Source organism: Pectobacterium nicotianae, from assembly GCF_023272715.1.
In the GTDB taxonomy this organism is placed as follows: domain Bacteria; phylum Pseudomonadota; class Gammaproteobacteria; order Enterobacterales; family Enterobacteriaceae; genus Pectobacterium; species Pectobacterium brasiliense.
In genome coordinates, this window is sequence record NZ_CP096821.1 from 2,255,257 (window position 1) to 2,280,004 (window position 24,748).

At 53.6% G+C, this 24,748-nt stretch carries 21 protein-coding genes; 10 read left to right on the forward strand and 11 right to left on the reverse strand.

Annotated elements, in window-relative coordinates; translation table 11 throughout:
- Positions 1-98: 98 nt before the first annotated feature.
- Positions 99-782 (forward strand): gamma-glutamylcyclotransferase, encoded by a 684-nt coding sequence (locus MYB54_RS10200; RefSeq protein ID WP_014915602.1) that lies wholly within the window; start codon positions 99-101, stop codon positions 780-782.
- Between the two features lie 80 nt (positions 783-862).
- Here MYB54_RS10200 and MYB54_RS10205 read toward each other — a convergent pair whose 3' ends face one another.
- The 4 genes from MYB54_RS10205 to narX all read right to left on the reverse strand — a co-directional run bounded on the left by MYB54_RS10205 (position 863) and on the right by narX (position 6,225).
- Complete coding sequence (locus MYB54_RS10205; protein WP_039288867.1) at positions 863-1,903, reverse strand: DUF481 domain-containing protein; 1,041 nt, start codon at positions 1,901-1,903, stop codon at positions 863-865.
- 302 nt (positions 1,904-2,205) lie between these two features.
- Positions 2,206-3,483: an acyltransferase family protein gene (locus MYB54_RS10210; RefSeq protein WP_248721883.1), complete on the reverse strand. Its 1,278-nt coding sequence runs from the start codon at positions 3,481-3,483 to the stop codon at positions 2,206-2,208.
- Positions 3,484-3,773: 290 nt separating this feature from the next.
- Positions 3,774-4,424, reverse strand: coding sequence for a two-component system response regulator NarL (narL, locus tag MYB54_RS10215; RefSeq protein WP_010276892.1), 651 nt, complete (start codon positions 4,422-4,424; stop codon positions 3,774-3,776).
- The gene (gene narX / locus MYB54_RS10220) at positions 4,417-6,225 is read right to left on the reverse strand and encodes a nitrate/nitrite two-component system sensor histidine kinase NarX (RefSeq protein ID WP_248721963.1); all 1,809 of its coding nucleotides are present in this window, start codon (positions 6,223-6,225) and stop codon (positions 4,417-4,419) included. The genes narL and narX overlap by 8 nt, the downstream gene beginning before the upstream one ends.
- Before the next feature lie 336 nt (positions 6,226-6,561).
- On the opposite strand from narX, the gene MYB54_RS10225 reads away from it, so the two are divergent.
- From MYB54_RS10225 to narI, 5 genes are all read left to right on the forward strand, one after another.
- Positions 6,562-7,950 carry a NarK family nitrate/nitrite MFS transporter gene (locus tag MYB54_RS10225; RefSeq protein ID WP_248721884.1) on the forward strand — a complete coding sequence of 463 codons (1,389 nt, stop codon included), beginning with the start codon at positions 6,562-6,564 and terminating at the stop codon, positions 7,948-7,950.
- A 745-nt stretch (positions 7,951-8,695) separates the two neighbouring features.
- On the forward strand, positions 8,696-12,457 hold the full coding sequence (locus MYB54_RS10230) for a nitrate reductase subunit alpha (protein ID WP_010276900.1): 3,762 nt from the start codon (positions 8,696-8,698) through the stop codon (positions 12,455-12,457).
- The gene (gene narH, locus MYB54_RS10235; protein ID WP_010276902.1) at positions 12,457-14,022 is read left to right on the forward strand and encodes a nitrate reductase subunit beta; all 1,566 of its coding nucleotides are present in this window, start codon (positions 12,457-12,459) and stop codon (positions 14,020-14,022) included. Before MYB54_RS10230 ends, narH begins: the two co-directional genes overlap by 1 nt.
- Positions 14,015-14,734 carry a nitrate reductase molybdenum cofactor assembly chaperone gene (gene narJ / locus MYB54_RS10240; protein WP_248721885.1) on the forward strand — a complete coding sequence of 240 codons (720 nt, stop codon included), beginning with the start codon at positions 14,015-14,017 and terminating at the stop codon, positions 14,732-14,734. Before narH ends, narJ begins: the two co-directional genes overlap by 8 nt.
- On the forward strand, positions 14,734-15,423 hold the full coding sequence (gene narI, locus MYB54_RS10245) for a respiratory nitrate reductase subunit gamma (RefSeq protein WP_010276906.1): 690 nt from the start codon (positions 14,734-14,736) through the stop codon (positions 15,421-15,423). The genes narJ and narI overlap by 1 nt, the downstream gene beginning before the upstream one ends.
- A 101-nt stretch (positions 15,424-15,524) precedes the next feature.
- Here narI and MYB54_RS10250 read toward each other — a convergent pair whose 3' ends face one another.
- Positions 15,525-16,397: an EamA family transporter gene (locus tag MYB54_RS10250; protein ID WP_248721886.1), complete on the reverse strand. Its 873-nt coding sequence runs from the start codon at positions 16,395-16,397 to the stop codon at positions 15,525-15,527.
- Positions 16,398-16,459: 62 nt separating this feature from the next.
- On the opposite strand from MYB54_RS10250, the gene MYB54_RS10255 reads away from it, so the two are divergent.
- The gene (locus MYB54_RS10255) at positions 16,460-16,987 is read left to right on the forward strand and encodes a MarR family winged helix-turn-helix transcriptional regulator (protein WP_039288856.1); all 528 of its coding nucleotides are present in this window, start codon (positions 16,460-16,462) and stop codon (positions 16,985-16,987) included.
- Positions 16,988-16,990: 3 nt separating this feature from the next.
- The gene (locus MYB54_RS10260; protein ID WP_039525493.1) at positions 16,991-17,467 is read left to right on the forward strand and encodes an OsmC family protein; all 477 of its coding nucleotides are present in this window, start codon (positions 16,991-16,993) and stop codon (positions 17,465-17,467) included.
- Positions 17,468-17,569: 102 nt separating this feature from the next.
- Here MYB54_RS10260 and MYB54_RS10265 read toward each other — a convergent pair whose 3' ends face one another.
- The 3 genes from MYB54_RS10265 to MYB54_RS10275 are packed head-to-tail and all read right to left on the reverse strand — an operon-like array spanning position 17,570 to position 20,631.
- A complete protein-coding gene (locus MYB54_RS10265) occupies positions 17,570-18,709 on the reverse strand; it encodes a DSD1 family PLP-dependent enzyme (protein WP_205568379.1) in 1,140 nt (379 codons plus the stop codon).
- Positions 18,709-19,647, reverse strand: coding sequence for an ornithine cyclodeaminase family protein (locus tag MYB54_RS10270; RefSeq protein ID WP_248721887.1), 939 nt, complete (start codon positions 19,645-19,647; stop codon positions 18,709-18,711). Before MYB54_RS10270 ends, MYB54_RS10265 begins: the two co-directional genes overlap by 1 nt.
- A gap of 9 nt (positions 19,648-19,656) precedes the next feature.
- A complete protein-coding gene (locus MYB54_RS10275; protein WP_206555976.1) occupies positions 19,657-20,631 on the reverse strand; it encodes a threo-3-hydroxy-L-aspartate ammonia-lyase in 975 nt (324 codons plus the stop codon).
- A 300-nt stretch (positions 20,632-20,931) separates the two neighbouring features.
- Between MYB54_RS10275 and MYB54_RS10280 the strand changes: the two genes are divergently transcribed.
- Positions 20,932-21,555, forward strand: a complete 624-nt coding sequence (locus MYB54_RS10280) for a helix-turn-helix transcriptional regulator (RefSeq protein ID WP_248721888.1) — start codon at positions 20,932-20,934, stop codon at positions 21,553-21,555.
- A gap of 99 nt (positions 21,556-21,654) precedes the next feature.
- Here the strand turns inward: MYB54_RS10280 and MYB54_RS10285 are convergent, their stop codons facing one another.
- A complete protein-coding gene (locus MYB54_RS10285; RefSeq protein ID WP_248721889.1) occupies positions 21,655-22,680 on the reverse strand; it encodes a methyltransferase in 1,026 nt (341 codons plus the stop codon).
- A gap of 556 nt (positions 22,681-23,236) precedes the next feature.
- Between MYB54_RS10285 and MYB54_RS10290 the strand changes: the two genes are divergently transcribed.
- A complete protein-coding gene (locus MYB54_RS10290; protein ID WP_014915585.1) occupies positions 23,237-23,485 on the forward strand; it encodes a GlsB/YeaQ/YmgE family stress response membrane protein in 249 nt (82 codons plus the stop codon).
- Between the two features lie 47 nt (positions 23,486-23,532).
- Here MYB54_RS10290 and MYB54_RS10295 read toward each other — a convergent pair whose 3' ends face one another.
- Positions 23,533-24,075: a DEAD/DEAH box helicase family protein gene (locus MYB54_RS10295; protein WP_248721890.1), complete on the reverse strand. Its 543-nt coding sequence runs from the start codon at positions 24,073-24,075 to the stop codon at positions 23,533-23,535.
- Positions 24,072-24,725, reverse strand: a complete 654-nt coding sequence (locus MYB54_RS10300) for a 2OG-Fe(II) oxygenase (protein ID WP_205592910.1) — start codon at positions 24,723-24,725, stop codon at positions 24,072-24,074. The genes MYB54_RS10295 and MYB54_RS10300 overlap by 4 nt, the downstream gene beginning before the upstream one ends.
- Positions 24,726-24,748 lie beyond the last annotated feature (23 nt).

A 24,748-nucleotide genomic window follows, 5' to 3' on the forward strand; every position in this document is an offset into this window, starting at 1 on the left:
TGTTGTAAAATTAAGCAGATGAAGCAGTTAGATTTTTACACGCAGGGCGAGAGCCGATCTGACGAGCAGCAAAAGAGTAAGGTTGGGGGTAGTAAGTAGTGTTAACACGCGATTTTTTGCAGAAAGCAGATTGTAGAACGTCTTTTGGTTGTATTGAAGAAACCTTACTGCTCACCCCGCAGCAGCGGGCTGACTCGTTGGACAGGACGCTGGCGCTCCGGCCAAATAGCTGTCCTGTCTGGGTATTTGGCTATGGTTCGCTCATGTGGAATCCGGTTTTTGACGCCGAAGAAACCTGTCTGGCCACGTTGGCAGGGTGGCAGCGTGCCTTTTGCCTGCGCCTCACCATTGGTCGCGGCACGGTAACGCAGCCGGGGCGGATGCTGGCGCTGAAACCCGGTGGACAAACGACGGGATTGGCTTTCCGACTGCCGGAAACCTCATTGCGTGAAGATCTGGAGCTACTATGGAAGCGTGAAATGCTGACGGGCTGTTATCGTCCGCTCTGGTGCGAACTGCACCGCAAGAACGGTGCACCGCTGACGGCGCTGGTGTTTGTCTCCGAGCCGGAGCATCCCCTCAACGAAAATGATACCTGCATTCAGAGCGTTGCCCCGCTGATTGCGCGCGCGAGCGGTCCGCTCGGCACCAATGCGCAATATCTGTTTGCACTTGAGCAAGAGCTGAAGAATCACGGAACGGAAGACGAAAGCGTGAGCGAACTGGCACAGCGGGTGAGAATCCTGCAACAGTCGTGTTCTGCGGCAGCAGGGAACAGCTAATAACGAAACAGCGATGAGTGGAAGCATTGAGGTGAACGACGAGATCGCCGTTCACCTTGAGACACTGTGAAGCCACTGATTTACCAGCCGACGCCAACACCCATGGTGTACAGCGTGTCGTCAACATTCCCCTGATTACTTTCGATACGGGTACGTGACACTTTCATGCTCATAGAAGACCAGTCGGTCAGCTTGAAGCGCAGACCTGCATCCGCTTTCAGATAGATTGGCGCAGTGCCATCAAACGAACGACCCAATTCACCGTTGGTGAAGGCTTCAACCGATTTGCTGAACAGGTAACGGTTGTACGCCCACTTAATCGCACCGGAGTAGAAGTCATCATCGCCCTGATCGCGGTAGACGAAGGTTTGGGAGTTGACCAGCGACGTCAGTGAGAACGCGCCTAAATCGTTATCCCAGAACTGATAACCGGGACCGAGACCGAAAGAGCGGTTGATTTTAATGCTTTCAATCCAGTCGCGTTTGTACTGATAACGACCCTGCCAGAACCAGTTCTCATCCACGAACTTATCCAGTGCATATTCGCCAGCCGCATTCTTGGTGCTCTCGACTTTATCCTCTTTTGCCAAATGGTAGCTGGCATCAAGGTTGTGTCGCCACGTATCGTGACGCGCTTTGGTGTTCAGCGTCACATCGTAGTTGTCGGTTTCTGTCGAACTCTTCTTGTGCGACATGCCAGCGTCAATGTTGCCTTTCCAGGCGAAATCGGTCACCAGCGGCTTCTGCGCGACGATGGACGTGATTTCAGAAAGTGGCAACGTTTGTGGGCCAGCCGCTTCGTTAGCCAGCGATGGGCTTGCAACGACGGCGCGGTTTTCGCCCGCTTTAACAGCCGGATACAGAACGCCTTTCTCATAGCGTTCACCTTGAATCACCAGACCATGGTCGGATTCAAAGGTTTTCACCTTATCCCAGGCAACAGAAATAGAGCCGGCATAATCGGTGTTGATAAAGAGTTTTCCGCCGTCAAGCAGCGTGATTTTCCCTGTAAGCTGGTCGCCATTGGTCAGCCAAATGGTGTCAGCACGGCTCTGTGTAATGCCAGCAGAGAGGGCGATAACCAGGCTGAGGGAAGAGAGTGCGTGTTTGGATAGTGTCATTATTGCCAAGTAAACAGTGGTGACAGGTATTGAGATGTCCGTCAAAGACAAAGACGTACAGCCGATGATAACGAACCGGTTTAGTCCGGAACGGCAAACATTAACAGGAATCGTAGTGATGCTCTACCCGAAAACGAAAATTGATTAGAATGTAAATAGTTATAAAAGTGGCTATTGATGATTAACAGCTATAACGCGACAGCTGTCACATTTTGGGCAGACGGAAAGGGGAGGAATCGTGCGGGGATGATGCTCTCTGACCCTGCTTGTTTCAGGCCAGAGAGCGTGTGCGATCGAGGGCGCTATGCGGTGCGCTGCGTGCGGGAGGTGTTGTTATTGCTCAGAAAACGTGCGGTCAGGAACGTCCTTACGCGGAACACGATCCGCTCCTGGAAGAGAACACAGAGTGTCACGGTGCTGAGCAGGAAAATGATATAGCCTGTCATGGACAGCTGTACCTGACCCGCCGCGGAAATGCACTGCTCCCAATCGCTGAAGCAGGCCATCGGGTTGCCGCGCACCAGCTGTTCCAGCGTACGGAACAGATTAAAGAGCGGAACGTGTAGCGCAAAGATAGACAGCGAAGCTGCACCCAGGCGTGGCGACCAGTGCCGCAGCCATTCACTGTTAGGTTCACGCGCCAGCGCGCTGAGACAAACCAGACCGACCTGAGCTGGCAGAAGCAAGCCGTTGTGCAGCAAGAAGTACCAATAGGCTTCGCCTTTTGTGAACAGCCAGGTAGCGACAAGGAAATTCACACCGATAAAGAGGGCGAGTGCGTAGCGCTGGCCTTTGGTCAACGGTAAGCGATCTTTCTGGCGATAATGGCGGAAAAGCGCATAGCCCAATATCCCGGCCAAGAATTCTGGCAGACGGAAGATCGGCCCACGCTGCAACAGCCCGGTGTACGGCATACCGAACTGCTGTTGCCAGATCACCCAAATCGGCGGCAGCAGATACAGCAGGCAGACGATCCCCATCCACAGCCACGGATGGCGGCTGTTCAACAGACGCGGAGCCAACAGCGGAAACGCCAGATAGAAAAAGAACAGCGTGGAAAGCGACCATAACGGGGCATTGAAGGTCAGGAAGTAAGGATTCCATGCCTGCAACATCAGTACCTGCAATAACCCGTTGAACGCCAGCTGTGCATTCGTCATGTAATGGCGCAGCGTTTCGGGGTCGGCTGCGGGATCGTTGGTGTCATAAATAACGAAACGCGCACTGGCGACTTGTCCTTCCGGCGGCACGGCCAGCCACTGCATCAGCGTGACAACGGCAATCGAAGACAGCAGGGCAATGATATGGATGGGATAAAGATTAAAGAAGCGTTTGGCCCAGAACTGGCGAACGGGTTCACGCAGACGTCCGTCCTTAATGTAGACATGGGCTAGCAAGAAGCCAGACAGGACAAAGAACGTGCTGGTCGCGAAGAATCCCATGCTGGTGAGCTCGCTCAGGAAGGGAATGCGCTCTCGCTGGGGATAAACGTGTACCGTGTGATAAATCATCACGTAGCAGCCGAGCAAAAACCGTAACCATTCCAGGCCGATAAACCGCTCCTTACTGACCTTTTTCATGTTGTTCCTCAACGTTAAACTCGGTGTAAAAGCCGAAAAATGCGATTACTAACTAGTTTAGACGAGAGCAACGTCACATTAATTAGGATAATGGCTATAAATGCCGGTGCCGTTTAGCAAGCGTTTAGATTGGGCGGGGTGTTGATGGTATTTCCAACAATTATTTTCATCAACTTTGTTTTCATTAGCTACGGCGGCATCCTCGCTCACGCGAGGATAATCTCAGACGGAAGGGCGCCAGAGCGCCTTATCCGTACCGCTGATAATAGCGGTATCTTGTGACGATTGGATTAAATCACTTTTTCTTGTAATACCCAGACAGCCGCTTCAACCCGCGATTTTAGCTTCATTTTTTTCAACAGGTGTTTGACGTGAACCTTAACGGTACTTTCGGTAATCGTGAGCTTGCGGGCAATCACTTTATTGGATAATCCCTGAGCCAGCAGCTTCAGAATATCGCGTTCGCGCGGCGTGAGCTGCTGAATGTCCCGGTCGCTGCTGTGGCGGCTTTCGCGCAGGCTGGCGGCCAGAATCGGGGTCAAGGTTTCACTCAGTACCATTTTTCCTGACGCCGCCTGATGCAGTGCAGCCAGTAAATCTTCCGGCTCCATATCTTTCAGCAGGTAACCGTCAGCACCATTTTTCAGGGCATTGACAACATCGTCTTCATGGTTGGATACGCTAAAGACGACAATGCGACCAGACAGCGATTTTTCCCGCAGACGATTCAACGTTTCCAGGCCATTCATGCCGGGCATATTCAAATCGAGCAGAATCAAATCCGGGTCCAGCTGTTCCGCTAGCTCGACACCCTGTTCGCCGTGACTGGCTTCACCTGCCACCTGCAATTCTGGGTCCATGCTGATGAGTTGCTTAACACCATTCCGCAACATGGGATGGTCATCAATCAGCAGTAGGGTGGCGGCATCTTCGTTAATCATGAGTTTCTCCTGTTAATGGCAGCCGGTGACGGTATTCGGAGAGGAAGTTGACATTGACTTCCGTGCCCCCCGACGGCCGGCGTCGAACAATGCATTCGCCGTGCAAACCCCGTGCACGGTCGCGCATGATAATAAGTCCGTAGTGGTTGGCGCGGCTGGCATCATCCGGAATACCGATGCCATTGTCGGCTACGCTGAGTTCGATGTAGCCCTGACGTAGTTGCAGGGTGATGTCGACCTGTGTGGCCTGCGCGTGTTTATAAATATTGCTCAGCGCTTCACGCACAATTTGCAGGACGTGAATACCTTGGTGAGCGGAAACCGACTGCGGCGGCAGGCGGTAATGCAGTTCGATGGGATAGCCTAGTCGCTTGCCGAATTCATCGACCGACGCCCGCAGTGCGGCCAGTAAGCCAGATTCCGACAGCTTCAGCCGGAACGTCGTCAGCAGCTCACGCAGTTGGCGATAGGCTGTGTTCAGTTCTTCCCGCATTTCCGTCAGCAGTTGCTGCGACGCGGGCGGCAAATCGCCACCCTGCATTTGCAGACAGCTCACCTGAATTTTCAGGCAGGAGAGGGACTGGGCGATAGAGTCGTGTAGTTCGCGGGCAATCGTGGCGCGTTCTTCCATCAGCATCAACTGCTGTTGATGGTTAGATTGGCGCTCCAGCGCCAGCGTGCTGGTCAACTGTTCCAGTAAGGTATTCAGTAACTGATTCTGATCGCGGCTCAGTACCGTGTTGCCCGGCAGCGTGGCTAACACGACGCCATATTGTCCGTGCTTGTCGTGCAGATCCCAGCAGTGAGGCTCACCCGGCAGTTCTTCCCGTTTTGCCTGCATCCCACAGCTCTGACAGCTGTTATCCGGGCAGTGATCCGGCTGTGACTGACTGCAATCGCTAAACTGGTGAAACTGTTCCTGATTGTTATCTTCATACAATCGCAGTTGGATATTGCGCAGTGGAGTCAGCGACGGCAGTTCGTTCAGGATCGGCATCAGCCGGCTACACAGCGGGGCCCCGGTATGTAGGCGTCGACTGGCGCGATAGAGGAAAGAAAGCAGATCGTTTTTTTGTTGCAGGTCGGCCGTTTTCTCGGCGACGCGCAGTTCCAGACTGTGGTACATGGCGGAAAGTTCATCCGACATGCTGTTCAGCACCTGTCCCAACGTGCTCATTTCGTCATGACCGTTGATGGCGACGCGCTGGGTGAAGTCACCTTGCCCGATAGCTTGTCCCATCGCAACCAGACGTCGCCATGGTGTCAACAGCCGACGGCGTAGGTAAAAGAAGGTGGTGATCAGCAGAATAAACATGATGCCGATGAAGATGCGCTGCACCAGCGTGACCATCCTCAACCGTTGTTCGGTTTTATGATCGATGGCGGAAACCAAATCGTCGAGCTGTTTCACGAAGCGGGCAACATCCGCCGAGGCATCAGCAGAATTCGTTGCCTGCCGCAGATGCGGTTGCAGGTTTTCCAGCCAGAAAACGCGCAGCGCAGTGAATTGTTCACTAAGCCCTTCCCGACGAACTGCCTGCTGTAGGTCACTGCTGATTTCGTCTTCTTCCAGTTCTTGCAGGTAGATTTCATTTTCGGCAGAGAGCGGCACCATCGAAAGCAGACGGTAACTCTGCATACGCAGCGAGCCGGCTTTATTGATGGCGTGCGCGTTCCCTTGGATGCTTTGAGACATCCAACTGGAAACCGACATACCTGCAATACCCAGCAAACCGAGTAGCAGCATCAATAAGGCAACCTGATTGACGAGCGACAGCGGCAGCAGGAAACGTTTCAACATAATAAAGCGACCTCTGCTGGAGGAGTAGAAAACCAGTACCGAGAAGGATAACCCTTTAGGCATTTTTCCCGATCCTACATGATAACCCTATACCTACTAGTGAGTACCACCGAATATCCGCACCTTGAAAGGGGATATGGCAGTGCGAAAAAATAGAGATATAACAGCTTGAATTATCGTTGCTTATTTTTCTATTTTTATTACTCATTAAGGAGTGTGGTTATTTTTACACGGTTTTTTTACCTGACAGCGCGTTGATTTGCATCAACTTTACCTGCGGTGTAATCCCTAATGTTGCGCCTTAATTCTACCGCGTTTTTATTTATTGAGGTTTTTATGACGCAGCCTTCATCACCCGAAAAAGTATCGCAAAGCACGCTGATAAGGGAATGGAATCCTGAAGATATAAAATTCTGGCAATCTGGCGGCCAACGGATAGCACAGCGTAATCTTTGGATCTCTGTACCGTGCCTGCTGTTGTCGTTTTGTGTCTGGATGATTTTCAGCACCGTGGCCGTTAACCTAAACAAGGTTGGATTCAGTTTTAGCACAGACCAGTTATTTTTACTTGCCGCGCTGCCTTCCGTCTCCGGCGCGCTGTTGCGCGTCCCTTACTCCTTCGTCATCCCGCTGGTTGGCGGTCGCCGCTGGACGACGCTGAGTACCATTATTCTGGTTATCCCGTGTATCTGGCTTGGGTTTGCCGTACAGAATCCGCAGACGCCGTACCGTGTCTTCGTTACGATTTCTCTGCTGTGCGGCTTCGCCGGTGCTAACTTTGCGTCCAGCATGGCGAACATCAGTTTCTTCTTCCCAAAATCACGTCAGGGCAGTGCGCTCGGCATTAACGGTGGATTGGGCAACCTCGGCGTGAGTGTGATGCAACTGCTGGTGCCGGTGGTGATTTTCCTGCCGATGCTGGGATTTTCTGACAACGGCGTGGTGCAACCTGACGGCACACAGATCTGGCTGCATCATGCTGCCTGGATGTGGGTGCCGTTGCTGGTGATTGCCGCAACTGCTGCCTGGTTTGGCATGAACGATCTTCCTGCGCCTAATGCGTCTATACGCAAGCAGTTGCCGGTTCTGAAGCAAATGCATCTATGGGTGCTCAGCTTTCTGTACTTGTCCACGTTTGGCTCATTTATCGGCTTTTCGGCGGGCTTCGGCATGCTGTCCAGAACACAGTTCCCAGATATCGTGATTCTGTACTACGCGTTCTTTGGACCACTGCTGGGGGCGTTGGCGCGTCCGGTGGGCGGAATGCTGTCTGACCGTTTTGGCGGTGTGAAAGTTACGTTGATTAACTTCATCTTGATGGTGATTCTCTCGGTATTACTGTTCCTGTCCCTGCCGAGTGCGAACTCTGCGGGTTCATTCGGGATGTTCTTTGGCATCTTCATGATGCTGTTCCTGACGGCCGGTCTGGGTAGTGGATCAACTTTCCAGATGATCGCCGTGGTTTTCCGTAAATTAACGGCAGATCGCGTGAAAACTCAAGGTGGAAGCGATGCGGATGCGCAGCGTACAGCAGCCACGGATACCGCAGCAGCGCTGGGCTTTATCTCAGCCATTGGCGCTATCGGCGGCTTCTTCATTCCTCAAGCCTTCGGGATGTCGCTTGAGTTAACCGGTTCACCTACCGGAGCGATGAAGGTGTTTGTGGTGTGCTACGTCGTGTGCGTATTGGTGACCTGGTTGTTCTATGCCAGAAAGAAAAACTGAGCCTTGACCCGGCTCCCAACCACCTCTTAGCCACATTTTATGTCGACTAAGAGGTGGTTTCGTGCGCGGTTAATGCTGTTATTTTCATGCTACTCCGTAGCACGCGCCCGACAAGGAACGCTCAATTGCCGCGCTCCTTGACCTCAGGCTTGTTGGCGCTAATTGTGTCGCTACGCGATACCTTCGGCGTTCGTGACTGCTACTCGGGCCTCCAGTGACGCGTTCCCGACGCGGCACTGGTTTTCGCCGCATCCGTGCGGCTCACCCGGCAGTCACGCCCACCTCAGCACAATTTTTTACGCCAGAAAAACAAGGACAGAGACATGTTCTCCAAGTTCGCATGGAAATATAACTACGACGCCTCCTCCTTTTCGGAGAGGCGTTTTTTTTCGCGCTGCATCCAGCTACCCCCTTTACTGAATTTGTACGATTTTTCGTCGCTTTCCGACTACTACCTCTAAATAGTCGTGTGTATGAATTCAGTATAATCACAAAACGAATGGTTTTATTTTTATCTTTTAAAATCAATTAATTATTTGTTTTTTCTGTAATAATTCTTTGGTGGTAGTTAGCGATATACTCCGTTTTTCACAGGGTGACACTCTTGATCGTTATCAAGTTTGACAACGCGGTTGCTGGATACCCTAGCGCCAACTTGAGCGATGTGTCGTAAGCAAAAACAGATGTCTGCTACGAGCATTTCATAACGACAGGGGCCAGCAGGCTTCGCAGCAGGAGAGTCCGGATGAGCAAATTCCTTGACCGGTTACGTTACTTCAAACAACTGGCCGAACCGTTTTCCGATGGGCATGGCCAGACCCTCAATACCAATCGTGACTGGGAAGACGGCTATCGCAGTCGCTGGCAGCATGACAAAATCGTGCGTTCTACCCACGGGGTAAACTGTACCGGTTCATGTAGCTGGAAGATTTATGTGAAAAACGGTCTGGTGACGTGGGAAACGCAGCAGACTGACTACCCGCGCACCCGCCCGGACCTGCCTAACCATGAACCTCGCGGCTGCCCGCGCGGTGCCAGCTACTCCTGGTATCTCTACAGCGCCAACCGCCTGAAATACCCGATGATGCGTAAGCGCCTGCTGAAGCTGTGGCGTGAAGCGAAACTGACGCACAGCGATCCGGTTGATGCCTGGGCGTCTATCGTCAATGACCCCGAAAAAACCAAATACTACAAACAAATTCGTGGCCGTGGCGGTTTCGTTCGTTCTGACTGGAATGAAGTCAACGAACTGATCGCTGCCTCTAACGTTTACACCACCAAGACCTTCGGCCCAGACCGCGTGATCGGTTTCTCACCGATTCCTGCGATGTCGATGGTGTCCTACGCAGCGGGTGCCCGTTACCTGTCTCTGCTCGGCGGCGTGTGCCTGAGCTTCTACGACTGGTACTGTGACTTGCCACCGGCATCACCTATGACCTGGGGTGAGCAGACTGACGTACCGGAGTCTGCCGACTGGTATAACTCCTCTTACATCATTGCCTGGGGCTCTAACGTTCCGCAAACCCGTACGCCGGATGCCCACTTCTTTACGGAAGTTCGCTACAAAGGCACCAAAACCGTTGCGGTCACACCGGACTACGCTGAAATCGCCAAGCTGTGCGACCACTGGCTGAACCCGAAACAAGGTACCGACAGCGCGATGGCGCTGGCAATGGGCCACGTGATTCTGAAAGAGTTCCACCTCGACAAACCGAGCCAGTATTTCAGCGAGTACGTTCGTCAATACACGGACTTACCGATGCTGGTGCTGCTGGAGCCGCGAGAAGACGGTTACTATGCGGCGGGTCGTATGCTGCGCGCTTCCGATCTGGTGGACAATCTCGGCCAGGACAACAACCCGCAGTGGAAAACCATCGCGATTGACGATGAAAGCGGCAATCTGACGGCTCCGCAAGGGTCTATCGGCTACCGTTGGGGCGATCAGGGCAAATGGAACCTGGAACAGCGCGACGGCGTGAGCGGCGAAGAAGTGAAGCTGCGCTTGAGCCTGCTGGGCTCGCACGACGATGTCGTCGATGTCGGCTTCCCGTATTTTGGCGGCGCGGTCAGCGAACATTTCAACAACGTTGCGCTAGAAGAAATCCTGCTGCACAAACTGCCGGTTAAGCGCCTGACGCTGGCTGACGGTAGCGAAGCGCTGGTTGCCTGCGTGTATGACCTGACGATGGCGAACTACGGTCTGGATCGCGGTCTGGGCGACGACAACTGCGCGCGTGATTACGACGATGTGAAAGCGTACAGCCCAGCCTGGGCCGAGAAGATTACTGGCGTTTCTCGTCAGAACATCATCCGTATTGCGCGCGAATTCGCGGATAACGCCGATAAAACGCACGGTCGTTCGATGGTCATCGTCGGTGCCGGTATCAACCACTGGTACCACATGGACATGAACTACCGCGGCATCATCAACATGCTGATTTTCTGCGGCTGTGTTGGTCAGAGCGGTGGCGGTTGGGCGCACTACGTCGGACAAGAAAAACTGCGTCCGCAAACCGGTTGGACGCCGCTGGCGTTTGGTCTGGACTGGCAGCGTCCGCCTCGTCACATGAACAGTACGTCGTTCTTCTATAACCATTCCAGCCAGTGGCGTTATGAAACCGTCGCGCCGCAGGAACTGCTGTCACCGCTGGCAGATAAATCCCGCTTTACTGGCAGCATGATTGACTTCAACGTGCGCGCCGAGCGTATGGGCTGGTTGCCGTCTGCACCGCAGTTGAACGTTAACCCGCTGGATATCGCAGAGAAAGCGCGTGCCGCCGGCGTCACGCCGCAGGACTATACCGTTGCTGCGTTGAAATCAGGCGAAATCAAATTTGCCGCTGAACAGCCGGATAGTCCGCAAAACTACCCGCGCAACCTGTTCATCTGGCGTTCTAACCTGCTGGGTTCCTCCGGTAAAGGCCACGAATACATGCTGAAGTACCTGCTGGGTACGGAGCACGGCATTCAAGGGCAAGATCTGGGTACCGCGGGCAGCGTGAAGCCGGAAGAAGTGGAATGGCGCGACCAAGGCGTTGAAGGCAAACTGGATCTGGTGGTGACGCTTGATTTCCGTATGTCCAGCACCTGCTTGTACTCCGACATCGTCCTGCCAACGGCAACCTGGTATGAAAAAGACGACATGAATACCTCGGATATGCATCCGTTTATTCACCCGCTGTCTGCGGCTGTCGATCCGGCGTGGGATTCCAAAAGCGACTGGGAAATCTACAAAGGCATCGCGAAAGCCTTCTCTCGCGTCTGTCAGGGACACCTTGGCCAGGAAACCGATCTGGTTACTTTGCCTATTCAACACGACTCCCCAGCTGAAATGGCACAGCCGTTCGGCGTGGATGACTGGAAAAAAGGCGAATGCGATCTGATTCCGGGCAAAACTGCACCGCACCTGATGATGGTGGAGCGCGATTACCCGAACCTGTACGAACGTTTCACCTCGCTCGGTCCATTGATGGACAAGCTGGGCAACGGCGGTAAAGGCATCGGCTGGAACACGCAGACCGAAGTCGATTTCCTGAAAAAACTGAACTACACCAAGGCTGACGGTGCGGCGGCGGGTCGTCCGAAGATTGAAACGGCGATCGATGCGGCAGAAGTGATTCTGTCTCTGGCTCCAGAAACCAACGGTCAGGTAGCGGTGAAGGCGTGGGAAGCGCTGAGCAAATTCACCGGTCGTGACCACACGCATCTGGCACTGAATAAAGAAGACGAGAAAATTCGCTTCCGCGATATTCAGGCGCAGCCGCGCAAGATTATCTCCAGCCCGACCTGGTCTGGTTTGGAAGATGAACACGTTTCCTATAACGCCTGTTATACCAACGTTCATGAGCTGATTCCGTGGCGTACGCTGTCTGGTCGCCAACAGCTGTATCAAGACCATGAGTGGATGCGTGCCTTCGGTGAAAGCCTGCTGGTATACCGTCCGCCAGTCGATACCCGTGCGGCTGAGCCGGTGATGAATAAGAAGCCTAACGGCAACCCGGAAAAACCGCTGAACTTCCTGACGCCGCACCAAAAATGGGGTATTCACTCCACGTACAGCGACAACCTGTTGATGCTGACGCTGGGTCGCGGTGGCCCGATTATCTGGCTGAGCGAAGACGATGCCCGCGATTTGGGTATTGCGGATAACGACTGGGTAGAAGCGTTTAACGCCAACGGTGCGCTGACGGCGCGTGCCGTTGTCAGCCAGCGTGTGCCGGCGGGAATGACCATGATGTACCACGCGCAGGAACGCATTATTAACCTGCCGGGGTCGGAAATTACCCAGCAGCGCGGCGGTATTCACAACTCGGTAACCCGTATCACGCCGAAACCGACCCATATGATCGGCGGTTATGCCCAACTGGCTTATGGCTTTAACTACTACGGCACCGTTGGGTCAAACCGCGATGAGTTCGTCGTAGTTCGTAAAATGAAACGCATCGACTGGCTGGATGATGAAGGTCAGGACTATGTACAAAAAGCGGTACAGCAGGAGAAAGCCTGATGAAAATTCGTTCACAAGTGGGCATGGTGCTGAATCTGGACAAATGCATCGGCTGTCACACCTGCTCCGTTAGCTGTAAAAACGTCTGGACCAGCCGTGAAGGGATGGAATACGCCTGGTTCAACAACGTCGAAACCAAACCGGGCGTGGGTTATCCCCATGCCTGGGAAGATCAGGAAAAATGGAAGGGCGGCTGGATCCGTAAAATCAGCGGTAAGCTCGAACCGCGTATGGGTAACCGCATCAGCGTGTTGTCCAAAATCTTCGCTAACCCGGATGTGCCGGAAATCGACGACTACTATGAGCCGTTCGACTACGACTATCAGAACCTGCGTAAAGCGCCGGAAGGCAAGCATCAGCCTGTCGCGCGTCCGCGCTCGCTGATTACCGGTCAGCGGATGAAGAAAATCGAGAACGGCCCGAACTGGGAAGACGATCTGGGTGGTGAATTCAGCGTGCGCTCCAAAGATAAGAACTTTGAGCATATGCAGAAAGAGATGTACGGCCAGTTCGAAAACACGTTCATGATGTATCTGCCGCGTCTGTGCGAACACTGCCTGAACCCGGCGTGTGTGGCGACCTGTCCGAGCGGCGCGATCTACAAACGTGGCGAAGACGGTATCGTCCTGATCGATCAGGATAAATGCCGCGGCTGGCGTATGTGCCTGACCGGTTGCCCGTACAAGAAAATCTACTTCAACTGGAAGAGCGGCAAATCAGAAAAATGTATTTTCTGCTACCCGCGTATCGAAAGTGGTCAACCGACGCTCTGCTCAGAAACCTGCGTCGGACGTATCCGCTATCTGGGCGTGCTGCTCTATGATGCCGACCGCATCGAACAAGCGGCGTCGGTGGAAAATGAGAAAGATCTGTACCAGAGCCAACTGGATGTGTTCCTTGACCCGCACGACCCGAAAGTCATTGAACAAGCGCTGAAAGACGGCATTCCAAACAGCGTCATCGAAGCGGCACAGCAGTCGCCGGTATACAAAATGGCGATGGACTGGAAGTTGGCGCTGCCACTGCACCCAGAATATCGCACGCTGCCGATGGTTTGGTACGTGCCGCCGTTGTCACCGATTCAGTCTGCCGCGGATGCAGGTCAATTGGCGCACACCGGCGTACTGCCGGACGTCGAAAGTCTGCGTATTCCAGTGCAATATCTGGCGAACCTGCTGACCGCAGGGGATACCGAGCCCGTATTGCTGGCGCTGAAACGTATGCTGGCGATGCGTCACTACAAACGTGCAGAAACCGTAGAAGGCAAAATCGATACCAGCGCGCTGGAACAGGTTGGGCTGACCGAAGCGCAGGCGCAGGAAATGTACCGCTATCTGGCGATTGCGAACTACGAAGATCGTTTCGTGATTCCATCAAGCCATCGTGAACTGGCGCGTGAAGCCTTCCCAGAAAGTAAAGGCTGTGGTTTCAGCTTTGGCGATGGTTGCCACGGCAGCGATACCAAATTCAACCTGTTCAACAGCAAGCGTATTGATGCCATTGATGTCAGCAACAAAACGCGCGACATGAACAGCAAAATCATGCGGGAGACGAACCATGATTAGCCTGCGGATTATTGCCCGCCTGCTGGACTATCCCGATAGCGAGCTGTGGGAAAACCGGGCTGAGTTGATCGAAGCGGTAGAGCAGGTTGATGCTTTACCGCTGCGTGAGAGTCATCAGCTCATGCAGTTCATCAATACGTTGTGCGCGCAGGATTTGTTGGACAAACAGGCAGAATATAGCGGCCTGTTTGACCGCGGTCGGGCGACCTCGCTGCTGCTGTTCGAACACGTTCACGGTGAGTCTCGCGATCGTGGTCAGGCGATGGTCGATCTCATGCAGCAATATCAGGATGCCGGTCTGGCACTGGACTGCCGTGAGCTGCCGGACTACCTGCCGCTGTATCTTGAGTACCTTTCTCGTCTGGAACCCGCGCAGGGGCGCGCGGGTTTACTCGACATCGCGCCGATTCTGGCGTTGATTGGTGCGCGTTTGCAGCAACGTGACAGCAGCTATGCCGTGCTGTTCGATCTGCTGTTGGCGTTGTCCGGCAGTGACCTGAAAAGTGACGATGTCACACATCAGGTCGCTGACGAAGCACGCGACGACACGCCGCAGGCGCTGGATGCCGTGTGGGAAGAGGAACAGGTTAAGTTCCTCGGCGAAGAAGGCTGCGCATCGGCCCAACAAACGCAACACCAACGCCGCTTCGCTGGCGCGGTGGTGCCGCAATATCTGAATCTTGACGCTACATCGGCGGGAGGGCAACGCTAATGAGTGCAATCACGAACTATTTCAATGTGTTCTTTTTTGATATCTATCCTTACCTGGCGATGGCTATTTTCCTGATTGGCAGCTGGCTGCGTTATGACTACGGTCAGTACAGCTGGCGTGCCGGTTCGAGCCAAATGCTGGATAAGAAAGGGATGCGTCTGGCGTCTAACCTGTTCCATTTGGGGATTCTGGGCGTATTTGCCGGGCACTTCCTCGGTATGCTGACGCCGCACTGGATGTACGAAGCTTTTCTGCCAATGGATGTAAAACAGAAAATGGCGATGTTCGGCGGTGGTGCGGCAGGCCTGCTGACGTTTGTCGGTGGTGTGCTGTTGCTAAAACGCCGTCTGACTAACCCGCGCATTCGTGCCACGTCCAGCGTTGGCGACATTCTCATTCTGTCTCTGCTGGTGATTCAGGCTGGTTTAGGGCTGCTGACTATCCCATTCTCTGCACAGCATATGGACGGCAGTGAAATGCTGAAGCTGGTCGGTTGGGCGCAAAGCGTGGCGTTCTTCCAGGGCGGGGCGTCTGAGCATTTGGCGGGTGTCGCGCTGATCTTCAAGCTGCACATCGTGCTGGGGCTGACGCTGTTTGTTCTCTTCCCGTTCTGCCGTCTGGTTCACATCTGGAGCGCACCGGTCGAGTACCTGACGCGTCGCTACCAGTTAGTACGTAACCGTCGCTAAGTATGATAAACACGGCGGCGTTATCATAACGCCGCCGTTTTAACGTCTTCCTTTTCATTTTTCCCCGCCAACAACGCTCGCCATCAGCAGTTCTTCGTCGATTATTTACCCCGCGCCGTCGTCCATTGCACGGCGAAGACGCTGGCTAATACGATGGCCAAACCCAGAAATGCCGTCCCGGTCATCGACTGTGAAAGCAACGCCCAGCCTAGCACCACGGCGGTCAGCGGACTCAGCAACCCCAATGAGGCAACGGCAACCGTTGGCAGGCGCGATACGCCACGAAACCAGAGCCCATAAGCGAGCACGGCACCCGCAAGACAGAGATAGGAATAGGCCGCCCACTGCGGCAGAGTCAACGTAGGCAGAGGCGCATCGGCCTGCCATGCAACGGGTGCCAGCATCAATCCGCCGAGGAAGAGTTGCCAGCCGGTAAGCGGCAGTACGGGCAAGTCAAGTTTCCAGCGACGTGTTAACCAGACTCCGGTCGCCATACATACCGCTCCCAGCAGCGCGGCGGCAATGCCTACGGGCTCAAATGTTGTCTGCGGCGACAGCAGCAAAATAGCCATGCCCGCCACACCGACGATCGCCGACCACAGCGTCGCCAGTCTGGGCGCACGATGATCCACTGCCCAGACCAACACCATCACCAGCAGCGGTTGGATCGCGCCAAGGACTGCTGCCAGTCCGCCAGGCAAACGATAAGCCGCGACAAACAGCAGCGCTTGAAAGACGCCGATATTCAGGGCGCTGAGCACGAGCACGCGCCACCAGTCTCGGCGGGCGGGGAAGCGGCGCGTGAATAAGAGCAGCAGCAGACCCGCAGGCAGTACGCGGATAAGCGCCGCCGTAAAGGGGCGGTCTGGCGGCAGGATTTCTGATGTCACGATGTAGGTCGACCCCCAAATCGCGGGGGCCAGCGCTGTGAGTAGGACGTCACGCCAATAGTGTGGTGAGGGTGTAGTGTTCATGACTTTACCTTCAATTCAAGATATCATGATAGTGTTGATTAATTACCTTGAAGTCAAGATAAATGAAAAATCAAACCAGCGAACGCGAATACGACGCGGTAGATGCCATCCTTGAACAGTGGCGGCGCGAACGGCCCGATCTGGATGCCAGCCCCATGGGACCGATTGGACGCCTCAGACGATGTGCCGCGTTCCTCGAACTGCGTCTGGAAGCCTGTTTCTCTCGATTTGAACTGAGCAGTTGGGAGTTTGATATGCTGGCGACGCTGCGGCGTGCCGGTGCGCCACATTGCCTTAGCCCGACGGAACTGTTCTCCGCGCTGATGGTGACGTCAGGCACCATGACTCATCGGCTCAAACGCCTTGAAACCCGGGGATTTATCGAACGTGTGCAGAACGCACAGGATGCGCGCAGTACGCTTGTGCAACTCACCGGCACAGGGCTTGAACTGATTAATCGTGCCGTTGAGGCACACATTGAGAACGAGCGTCAGGTGCTCTCTGTACTGCCTGCCGATGTGTTGGCTTCTCTTGATGCTAACCTTGCAGCGCTACTGCGAGGGCTGGAAAACCATAACAAAGGGAACTGAATCATGTCTGAATACCGTGCTTCAATCTGCTGGCAGCGCGATGGGCAAAATTTTATTGATAACCGCTACAGCCGATTGCATCAGTGGCAGTTTGACGGTGGTATTACGCTGCGCGCCTCGTCGTCACCGCATGTCGTCCCGCTGCCTTTTTCGCTGGAAGACGCAGTCGATCCTGAAGAGGCGCTGGTGGCCTCGTTGTCCAGTTGCCATATGCTGTGGTTTCTTTCCATTGCAGCTAAAAAGCGCTTCTGTGTCGATGACTATCAGGATAACGCGGTGGGCACGATGGGCGTGAATGCGGCAGGAAAAACGGCGATGCTGGACGTCACGCTGCGTCCGCAGGTGACATTCAGCGGCGAAAAGCGGCCTACCGCTGAGCAATATGCCCAGTTGCATGAACTGGCGCATGACGCCTGCTACATCGCCCATTCGGTGAATTTTCCGGTGAACTGCGAGCCGACGTTAGGGACGAGCAACTGAACTGAACGCGCTAACGGCGCGCAGAGATAAACATGCGTAATGCGAAATCACCGCCCGACGCGTTCAGATCGGGCGGCGTGGCCGATTACGGTCAGCCGAGCATTACCAGCCGGTAATGCGCTGCCAGGTTTCCTGCTCGTGCGTGCGTGTCAACACCTGATAGTGCTGATGCATCGCAGCCGTCGCGCAGGCGTGGTTAGGCAATATCCGCAACCGCGTGCCGACGGGGAAATGATCGACCGAAAGTCCACTGTCGGCGGGTAGCGCGATGATGCCGTGCTCCTGATTGGTGATCGTCACGCAGAGGTCGTGGTAAGGGCTGCCATAGATATCGCAAACCAGCCCGTAACCGTAATCTTTTGCCTGAGAGGCCGTACCGCGATCGCGGGAAAGTGCCATCCAGCCCGCATCGATAAACACCCAGCCTTTTTCGCGATTATGTCCAATCACAGTGCTGACGACCGACAGCGCGATATCATCCAGCGAACAGACCCCGACATTTTTCATCACCAGATCGAACGTGGTGAAAACGCCCGCTCTGACTTCGGTAATGCCAGTTAAATCCTCGGCAAAGTGCGCTGTCGGCGTGGCACCGACGCTGAGCACGGGGCAGGCAATTCCCAGCGCGCGCACTCGCTGTCCGGCGGTATTGATGGCTTTGCACTCGGCGCGTGCAGCCGCCCTGATCGCCTCGTCTGTGCGGCAGGCGTACGATTCTCCCGCGTGTGCCAGCAGGCCGGTGAGCGTCGCGCCGTTGCCGTCGATCTGTTGTGCCAGCTCAAGTAATGCGTCGCTTTCCGGTGGGATGCCACCGCGATGCCCGTCACAGTCGATCTCAATAAAGACCGAAAACGTCACGCCATTGGCGCGGGCATAATCCGTCACCGCGCGCGCCTGTTCTGGGCTATCCAGCAGAATATGAATATTCACGCCTTTGCGGATTAAGCTGGCGATACGCGGCAGCTTGTGCGGGGCGATCCCTACGGCGTAGAGCAGATTGGTATAACCTGCGGCGGCAAAGGCTTCCGCTTCTGCCAGCGTCGAAACCGTCGCGGGCGACGCAGCGTCTTTGAGCAGATAGCGACCGGCTTCAATCGAGCGTAGCGTTTTGAGATGCGGCCGGATCTGGCTGCCTAATTTCTCCGTACGCTGATAAAGCCTGTCGATGTTGCGTTGAAAGCGGAACTCATCAATCAGCAAAAAGGGCGTTTCCAGCGCGTTAAGCCATTCAATATTGTTCATTATGCACCTTCATTTTGTTTAGCCTGCTTCCAGGCGGCAAGAATGCGTTGGCCGATATATAAGTCCTGAATGGACAAACCGGAGCTGTCAAACACGGTAATATCGTCCGGCGTTTGTCGTCCTGCTGCGCTTGCGCTAATCACGTCGCCGATGGCGGTCAGCGTCACATGGGCTGGCGCATGTTGGAAGTCACCAATCATTCGGGATTGGGAAGGCAGATCGCAAAACAGGCGGCCTGCAGTAAACAGCTCTGGCGGCAGTTCCTGCTTTCCGACGGCGTCCGATCCCATACTGACAACGTGCGCTCCGGCGTTAACCCACTCGGCGTTAAACAGCGGCGTGCGTGATGGTGTTGCGGTCACGATGATATCCGCCGCGCGACACGCGCTTTCGGCATCGCTGACGTGCGCATCCAGTCCGACTGCCTTGAATTCTTGCGCCATCTCTGCGGATTTGCTGCTATCGCGCCCGACGATCAGCAGGGTACGGATTGGCCGTATTCTTGCCAGCGCGGCGCACTCATAGCGGGCCTGATGACCGGTTCCGAACACGGCGAGAACCGAGGCATCGGGTCTTGCCAGCAAATCGGCGGCAACGGCGTTGGCGGCGGCGGTACGAAAGGCGTTCACCTTTCCGGCTTCAATCGCGACCGCTATTTTCCCGATTTGCTGATCGAACAGCAAAATCAGGGAATTATGGCGGGGCAGCCCGTTAGCGGGGTTTCCCGGCCAGAACGAACCGACTTTTAGTCCTGCGAGTTCATGGGTTGCTGAGGCCTTGATGCTGAAGGTGTTGACCGGATCGGAGCCTTGCCCGTGCACCACGGGGAAACTGCGTGCTTCCGGCTCGCTGGCGGCGAGCAGGGCTTCACGAACGGCATCATAAGCTAGCTCATGGCTGATAAGCGCCGCTGACTCTGCTTCAGAAATAAAGATCATCGTTTTTCCTTAGGCATTGCCGGTCAGAAATGCGCCGTAGCGGCTGATATCGACGTTCCCGCCGCTGATAATAATGCCGATGCGTTTACCGCGTAGTGATTCCCTGAGGTTACGCGCCGCTGCAAAGCTAAGGCACCCCGTTGGCTCCACGACGATTTTCATGCGCTCGGCATAAAACCGCATCGTGTCAATCAGGTCGTCATCCGTCACGGTCAGAATATCGTCGACGTTCTGACGAATCAGAGGGAAGGTATAGTTGCCCAAGTGCTGGGTCTGTGCGCCATCGGCGATGGTGTTGGGCGTATCGATATGCACGATGTTGCCGCTGCGAAAAGATTGCTGCCCGTCGTTGCCTGCAATAGGTTCGACGCCATAAATTTTGCAATGTGGAGACAGCTTACGGGCGGAAAGTGCTGAGCCCGCCAACAATCCGCCGCCGCCCAGACAGACGAACAGGGCGTCCAACTCACCGGTTTCTTCCAGCAACTCTTTCGTTGCGGTGCCTTGCCCGGCAATAACGTGCGGGTGGTCGTAAGGGGGAATGAGCGTCAGACCATGTTTTTTCGCCAGATCGTTACCGATCTGCTCACGATCTTCAGTATATCGGTTGTATTCCACCACGTTTCCGCCATAGCCACGCGTTGCGGCAACTTTTGCCGCTGGTGCATCGTGCGGCATGACAATTGTTGCGGGAATGCCGAGTAATTTGGCAGCCAGCGCTATGGCCTGCGCATGGTTACCGGAAGAAAAGGTGACGACGCCAGCGGCTTTCTGCTCGTCGGAAAACCGCAACAGCGCGTTCATGGCACCGCGAAATTTGAATGCGCCCATGCGCTGGAGGTTTTCACACTTGAAGAAAACCTCTGCGCCGAATGTGTCATTGACCGTGCGCGATGTCATCACTGGCGTTTTATTGGTATAGCCATCAATGCGTTCTGCTGCGGCTACCACATCGTCGTAAGTGGGGAGGCGTAAGTCGCTCATAGTTGGATAATCCGATGTTAGTGATTATGAATACCGGAGTCGTTGGTTCCGATACTGTCGAATACCTGATAAACAAAATATATAAAATTAGATAAATTGTCTAATGTGATTTATCTTTAGGTTTTCGACCACCGTGAGGTGCATCGCGTGCCGCTGAAAAAATCGGAACGAGTACGTGTCACGGAATCAGGAGCGACCGCTGACGACATCGCGTGTGATACTAAATCAGGTGTACTTACAGTACACTCAGCGCCAGAAAACGCGCTTGCGCAAGCATGGGTAGAGGAATTGGAGAGAAATATGTCTGCATCTGGAGAAGGTCTGCTGCTAACGCAGTTAGAGGCGATAGCGAAAGGGCTGAGCGAAACGTTCGCGCCATTCTGTGAAGTTGTTGTGCACGATCTGAAAAACCCAGAACACGCGATACTTTCCATTCACAATAACCTCTCCGGCAGGGAGGTGGGGGCGCCCGCGACGGAACTGGGCCTTGCCCGTATCGCCTCGCCCGAATTTCCTAACATTCTGGCGAACTACGCCAACCAGTTTGCAGACGGACGCCCGGTAAAAAGCACCTCGGTCGGCATCAAGAATGCGGAAGGCGAATACGTCGCGGCGCTGTGCCTGAACGTCGACATGACGCTCTTTCGCGGCATGCAAAATGCGCTGGCGCAGTTCACCCAGCTTGCGTCGGACTCCGTAACGGAGCATTTAGAACCAAACGGCGCGGCAGCGATCAGACAACACATCGATCAATTCGCCGCCCGGCTTGCCACCACGCCACGGGCATTAAAAGCGCAGGACAGAAAAATCCTGCTTCAGGAACTGAAAGACAGCGGCCTGCTGGAAGTCAAAAAATCCATGGAAACCATTGCACAACACCTCGGCGTATCACGGGCGTCGGTGTATTTGTATGCGAAGGAATAAGGGGCTGTGCTTAATGTGATGACTTTAATACGCTAAGTTTATTGGTACGTTGATGAAAGAAGCCCACGAGGGCTTCTTTCAGATGTGATGTAGTGATAATTAAACGGCAACGGCTTCAACAATCGAGATTAAGCTGCCAGTTTCAATAATGCGATTAATTTTAAGACCAGCGCTGGCAAACAGTTGTTTTAGCTCGCGTTCGGTACGTTCTCTGCCACCGTCAAAGCTAGATAGCAATAAAATATCCATTTCTTTGCCGAAATGCTGGATATTTCCTTCTGGAGGAACCGGATCCATCACCAATATCTTGCCGCCTGGGCGCATGGCCTTACGACAATTGTTCAGGATAATCGAGGCTTTTTCGTCCGGCCAGTCATGCATAATGTATTTCAGTAAATAAATATCTGCTGCTGGGCAGGATTCAAAGAAACTACCTGGCTGCAATCGCCAGCGAGAATCATCGGCTAGCTCACTAAGACGATGCCGGGATAACACATGCGGCTGATCGAATAGAATACCGTGTAGTGTCGGGTTGGCTTGTAAAACTTGTAATAACAATCCCCCCATTCCTCCTGCGACATCAACTACTGTGGCACCTTCGGGGAAGTCATAACTACGCACTAGAAATAGATTTTCCACTTCCGACATTGATGACATACCGGAGTGAAAATCATAACCTTGGGAATGATCTTCCGACCAATATTCAAAGAATGACATATCGTAAATTTTTTTAAAGCTGGAATGGCCACGTACGTTTTCTACCAGTTCACCTAAAGGACGCCAGAAAGTTTCATCAGTCAACATAAGCACGGCGTCACGCAGAGGATGTTTTGCGGAAACGCATAGGCATTCTGCTGGCGGTGTGAGCGCGAATTTACCTGGTTCTAATTCAGAGAAGATATCCCGCGTAGCAAGTAAACGCATAATTCGATGCAAATTTTGAGCATCTACGTTTAATTTTTTACTCAGTGCCTCAATGGTTTGTGGTCCCGCTTCGAGATGGTCGGCAACACCAAGAAGTGCCGCCGCGCGTAGCGATGCTTGATAAGTATAACCCATCGCTTGCTCTAATAAATACATCGCTGCTTTTTCGTTTTCCGTATGACCAGTGGTAATAGTTTTCATACTAATACTCCCTCTAGATTAATATTCTATTGGTTTTATAGTTACAGTAATTAACTATATTTCGTCATGTATAAGCGAATTTTCTATCATGGGGGGCAGTCAGTGCAGCTAACAGTGTAGTCGGTTTTTTATTATTATTGTTTTGTACGTGTCGTATGTTTTTTATTCTATTAATACGTAGGGGTAATTATTTTTATAGAGAGTCATTATTTCAACAGTTAAAACTTTTTTTGTAACGGCGTATCTAGATTCCCAGCGGTAATGAAAATAATTCAGTTAATAAATTGATGATTACTTGTATTGTTTTCGTTAAAAACGAGTTTCATTCCACTTTATTAAAATAATTCACGTGCTATCCATAATTTTTGCTAACTATATCCTGTATGCATGGATTTAAATGATTGAACAGGGTTTCACAAACAAACGACATGCACTCTTGATCATCCATTGCTCCACCCACCACTTCCTCAATCCTCACCTATACTTGCTTAACTGCCCGATTTGCCAACGAGCGGCAACGTCGGGTGTGGTGAAAACGAAAACGCGAGGAGTAGGTATGGGTATTCTGTCCTGGATTATTTTTGGCTTGATTGCGGGGATTCTGGCTAAGTGGATTATGCCCGGTAAAGACGGCGGCGGCTTTATCCTGACGGTGTTGCTCGGGATTGTCGGTGCGGTTGTGGGCGGCTATATCAGCGTTTTCTTTGGGTTCGGCCGGGTCGATGGCTTTAACTTCGGCAGCTTTGTGGTGGCGGTTGTCGGCGCGCTTGTCGTGCTGTGGGTATACCGCAAGATTCGAGATTAGTGTGATATCCGTTGCCCCTGTGCAGGGGCAACGGGCTTTTTATTGCATCAATATGAAGAAAACCAGTCGATTAGCTGTTCTGCGGCTTCGTAAGGTGCCAGCACAGAGGTGTGCAGTGAACGATGATGGGCTGCATCGATCGTGTCGGCGTAGTCATAATTCCTCAGAATTGCTTTGAGCTTATCCTGTGTATTTACCTTACCGAACTGGTGTCGATCCACGTTTTCCACCCGATTTAACAGGTGCGTTTCGTCGCTACGGAGTTGGACGAAAAATGGCGTAACGCCATGTTCCGCGCACCGTGTCTTTATCGCCTCAATGTACCCGTCGTCTTTGCTTCCCTCATAGCAGAAGGTCGTGATCAGATCGCGCTCATCCTCTGCGAAAAGCAGCGAAATGGCATAGAGCCTTAGCTCACAGGCGAAGCGCCTGAGCGTACTAAATGCACTGTCAGGCGGGAGCACCGCCATCGCTAAATCATACGTCAGATGGTTATGAAATAGCGTTGCCCCCGTTTTCTCCGCCAGCAGGCGACCGATCGTGAGTTTTCCCACCGCCGGTGGCCCATAGAGGAAAATAAGCTTCTTCACTGCGCTGTACTCGTCGTGCCGGGTTCGTAATAGGTGATATTCAGCGCATTACGGGTCTTGACGGAGACGCCAGTTAACGGCACGACCGCATGCCAGGTTTCATAATACCCGTTGCGGATGATGACGCTGGCGTTGCCCATGAGCGGGAGGACGGAATGGCAAACGTCAGCATGATTCTCAGGGTTGAGAATCTGAAAGGCACCGCCCCAGCTTTCTTCCCATTCGCCGTTGAAATAAATAATCAGGCGGAAACCACGTGTCAGCGACGCATCGACATGGGGAAGGTAGTGCGTGTCCCGGCCGCCGCGAAAGGCTACTGCTTCCATTTTGAATTCGGAAAGGTCTGTGCCGCAGAAGGCAGACAGGGCGGCAGTAAAGTTGTCAGAAACCAGCTCGTCGCACATTCCCTGCCAGGCGTCGGACAGCGTCGTGGTATCGCTGACTTTGCCGGTGGCTAAAGGAATAAGGGTGCGGCGATAGAAGTAACCGCCGTTACGTTCACGATAGTTAAACCCGTCGGTCGGGAACTCATGAGCAAGCGTTGAGGCGATGCTGCTGTTACGCCATATCTGGGTTAGTTCTCCCCACTGGAAAGGGGTTTCATGTCGCTTGCCGTGGATGATGCGTTCAAGATCAAAGTAGTCGGACATCTTTTCACTCCCTGTTGTTAATG

Coding starts and splice junctions, on each gene's coding strand:
- MYB54_RS10205 (WP_039288867.1), bottom strand. CDS start 1,903: ATGACACTATCCAAACACGCACTCTCTTCCCTCAGCCTGGTTATCGCC.
- MYB54_RS10210 (WP_248721883.1), bottom strand. CDS start 3,483: ATGAAAAAGGTCAGTAAGGAGCGGTTTATCGGCCTGGAATGGTTACGG.
- narL (WP_010276892.1), bottom strand. CDS start 4,424: ATGATTAACGAAGATGCCGCCACCCTACTGCTGATTGATGACCATCCC.
- narX (WP_248721963.1), bottom strand. CDS start 6,225: ATGTTGAAACGTTTCCTGCTGCCGCTGTCGCTCGTCAATCAGGTTGCC.
- MYB54_RS10225 (WP_248721884.1), top strand. CDS start 6,562: ATGACGCAGCCTTCATCACCCGAAAAAGTATCGCAAAGCACGCTGATA.
- MYB54_RS10230 (WP_010276900.1), top strand. CDS start 8,696: ATGAGCAAATTCCTTGACCGGTTACGTTACTTCAAACAACTGGCCGAA.
- narH (WP_010276902.1), top strand. CDS start 12,457: ATGAAAATTCGTTCACAAGTGGGCATGGTGCTGAATCTGGACAAATGC.
- narJ (WP_248721885.1), top strand. CDS start 14,015: ATGATTAGCCTGCGGATTATTGCCCGCCTGCTGGACTATCCCGATAGC.
- narI (WP_010276906.1), top strand. CDS start 14,734: ATGAGTGCAATCACGAACTATTTCAATGTGTTCTTTTTTGATATCTAT.
- MYB54_RS10250 (WP_248721886.1), bottom strand. CDS start 16,397: ATGAACACTACACCCTCACCACACTATTGGCGTGACGTCCTACTCACA.
- MYB54_RS10255 (WP_039288856.1), top strand. CDS start 16,460: ATGAAAAATCAAACCAGCGAACGCGAATACGACGCGGTAGATGCCATC.
- MYB54_RS10260 (WP_039525493.1), top strand. CDS start 16,991: ATGTCTGAATACCGTGCTTCAATCTGCTGGCAGCGCGATGGGCAAAAT.
- MYB54_RS10265 (WP_205568379.1), bottom strand. CDS start 18,709: ATGAACAATATTGAATGGCTTAACGCGCTGGAAACGCCCTTTTTGCTG.
- MYB54_RS10270 (WP_248721887.1), bottom strand. CDS start 19,647: ATGATCTTTATTTCTGAAGCAGAGTCAGCGGCGCTTATCAGCCATGAG.
- MYB54_RS10275 (WP_206555976.1), bottom strand. CDS start 20,631: ATGAGCGACTTACGCCTCCCCACTTACGACGATGTGGTAGCCGCAGCA.
- MYB54_RS10280 (WP_248721888.1), top strand. CDS start 20,932: ATGTCTGCATCTGGAGAAGGTCTGCTGCTAACGCAGTTAGAGGCGATA.
- MYB54_RS10285 (WP_248721889.1), bottom strand. CDS start 22,680: ATGAAAACTATTACCACTGGTCATACGGAAAACGAAAAAGCAGCGATG.
- MYB54_RS10290 (WP_014915585.1), top strand. CDS start 23,237: ATGGGTATTCTGTCCTGGATTATTTTTGGCTTGATTGCGGGGATTCTG.
- MYB54_RS10300 (WP_205592910.1), bottom strand. CDS start 24,725: ATGTCCGACTACTTTGATCTTGAACGCATCATCCACGGCAAGCGACAT.